We start from the raw sequence: 2,883 nt of genomic DNA on the forward strand, positions 1-2,883 counted from the left end.
CGTGTTCCACGATGACCAGCACGGAACTGCCATCATCATCGCGGCAGGACTATTGAACGCGCTGCAACTACAAGAGAAACAGCTTGCCGATGCCAGTATCGTGATCATCGGCGCCGGTGCTGCCGGTATTGCCACCATTCGCCTGCTTATCTCACTCGGCGCTCAGCCTGGCAACATCTACGCAATCGATCGCAAGGGTGTCATCCACACAGGGCGCGATGACCTGAACATCTACAAGCAGGGTGTTGCCGTGGATACGGACAGACGCGCGCTTGCTGACGCCATGAATGGTGCAGATATCGTCATCGGTGTATCCGGCCCCGACCTGATTACTGAAGAGATGCTTGCCAGCATGGCAGACAAGCCGATTGTTTTCGCACTCTCTAACCCGGTTCCCGAGATTCGCCCCGAAGTGGCCAACAAGGTACGTGATGACATGATCATGGCCACAGGCCGGAGCGATTACCCCAACCAGGTGAATAATGTTCTCGGCTTCCCCTTCATCTTTCGTGGTGCACTCGACGCACGCGCAACCTGTATTAACAGCGAGATGCAGATTGCCGCAGTCTATGCACTGAAAGAGCTGACACACGAAGCCGTGCCACAGGACGTTCTGGATGCATACGAACTTGAATCACTCGAATTCGGTTCAGGCTACATTATCCCCAAGCCGCTTGACTCACGCCTGCGTGAACGCGTTTCCAACGCTGTCAAACAGGCAGCTATCGATTCGGGCGTTGCCAAGGCTCCTGGCGCCTGATCAGGCGTCAACCCCCCCGGACGACTGAAATTTCGTCGTCCGGGTGAAGCGCCTCATTCTGAGACCCGCAACCGGGACGATGACGGAAATCCTCTCTTTTAGCGCTCATCACAACCATAAATCAATAACTTAGACGCTACACGGCAGATTAATTTCCGTTACAATGCACTGATAAAATATTTTGTGCATTGCATCATATGTGCCTATAACTACCATACCAAGGAGATCACCAATGAGTGATGAAACAGTCACGCTAACAGTGAACCGCACTGGAGAATCACATGAGTTTCCCGTGCTTCACGGCACAGAGGGTCCGGGAACGATCGACATCTCGAAGCTCTACGGTAAAACAGGCCTGTTCACCTACGACCAGGGTTTCGTATCCACTGCCAGCTGTAACAGTTCCATCACTTACATTGACGGTGACGAAGGCATTCTGCGCTACCGCGGCTATCCCATCGAGCAACTCGCTGCTAAATGCGCTTATACCGAGGTTGCCTACTTATTGATGTATGGCGACCTGCCAAACAGCGAACAACATGACAAGTTTGTCACCGACATGCACCGTTATGCGATGATCAATGAATCCCTGACCAACTTCTTCAAGGGTTTCCGCTACGATTCGCACCCGATGGCAATGATGGTCGGTGTTATGGGCTCACTGTCGGCCTTTTACCACGACTCTCTTGATATCAATAACCCGGAACATCGTGAATTTTCTGCCCAGCGCATGATCGCCAAGGTTCCGACCATTGCAGCAGCTGCCTACAAACGCAACAATGGTGAGCCTTTCGTCTTCCCGCGTAACGAGTACGAGTACTGCGGCAACTTCCTACGCATGATGTTCTCGACACCATGCTGTGATTTCAAGCTCGACCCGGTCGCCGAACGTGCACTTAACGTACTCTTTATCCTGCATGCCGACCATGAACAGAACGCCAGTACCTCGACCGTACGCCTGGCAGCATCGTCTGGTGCAAACCCGTTCACCTGTATCTCAGCCGGTATCGCATCCCTGTGGGGCCCGGCGCATGGTGGCGCAAACGAAGCAGTTCTCGACATGCTTCATGAAATCGGTGATGTGAAAAACATCCCTGCATATATTGAACGCGCCAAGGACAAGGATGACCCCTTCCGTCTGATGGGTTTCGGTCACCGTGTCTACAAGAACTATGACCCACGTGCCAAGATCATCCGCCAGGTTGCAGATGAAGTGCTCGAGCGTTATGTCGGCGAAGATACACCGCTGTTCGACCTTGCTCGTGAACTGGAGAGAATTGCACTGGAAGATGACTACTTCGTCGAGCGTAAGCTCTACCCGAACGTCGACTTCTACTCGGGCATTATTTACCGCGCCCTGGGCTTCCCGAAAAACATGTTCACGCCGCTGTTCGCCATCGCACGTACCTCGGGGTGGGTGTCACACTGGATGGAGATGATGGACGATCCAAGCAACCGTATTGGCCGTCCACGTCAGCTATATGATGGTGAGGTCGAGCGTAATCATGTCGCCATGCAGTACAGGAAATAGTTGATAGTTATTAGTCGAGCTGCTTTCAGCTATCAGTGATTAGACATCAGGCCGGTTCAGGGTGACTTGAATCCGGCCTTCTCTTTTCCTGGATCATTTGCAATTGCTTCAGGTTCAGGCCCACATCGCGCCTGCCGGTCACTTCATCAAGAGGTGGCTGGCGCAGGCTTGAAAGCGGCAGTAGCAACAGGCGAAACTGCTGTCCCGCATGTGGGACAAAAAAGAGCTGTACCTGCTGCTGATTTTCCAGCAATAGATCGTCACTCTCCCACACCAGTTGCTTCTCCATCAAGGTAAACACAAGCTCCTTGGGTGAATCCGCATAGACGTAGATGAGAAGATCTGCTCGTGGCGCCGAAATACCACGTGCAAGTGGACCTGCGAGGTGTGGCGAGAAGGACTTAAGCCATGACATCATCTCTACAGCTGCTTCGCGCTGGATTTCCACACAAGAGAGATCCTGGGGGCGGAAGAGCTGCTGATAATTCCTGAAGGCGGTCTCGATCATCATCATATCGGGCAGCTCGCGCTCCCTACTGACACCGAGACGCTGCGTTGCCTTGCGCCGCGCCCAGCCATAGTCGACTGTACC

General features: G+C 53.2%; 3 protein-coding genes. 2 read left to right on the plus strand and 1 reads right to left on the minus strand.

Going from position 1 to position 2,883, the window contains the following annotated elements; genetic code table 11:
- Positions 1-760: malic enzyme-like NAD(P)-binding protein (locus BOW51_RS09185; protein WP_281252882.1), on the plus strand; the 760-nt coding region annotated here is incomplete at its 5' end.
- A gap of 232 nt (positions 761-992) precedes the next feature.
- On the plus strand, positions 993-2,291 hold the full coding sequence (locus tag BOW51_RS09190; protein ID WP_078477462.1) for a citrate synthase: 1,299 nt from the start codon (positions 993-995) through the stop codon (positions 2,289-2,291).
- 46 nt (positions 2,292-2,337) lie between these two features.
- On the opposite strand, the gene BOW51_RS11245 is transcribed toward BOW51_RS09190, so the two are convergent.
- Positions 2,338-2,883 (minus strand): hypothetical protein (locus BOW51_RS11245; protein ID WP_078477463.1); only part of this gene is annotated, 546 nt, incomplete at its 5' end.

Origin of the sequence: Solemya elarraichensis gill symbiont, assembly GCF_002021095.1 — a bacterium.
Lineage (GTDB): Bacteria > Pseudomonadota > Gammaproteobacteria > Chromatiales > Chromatiaceae.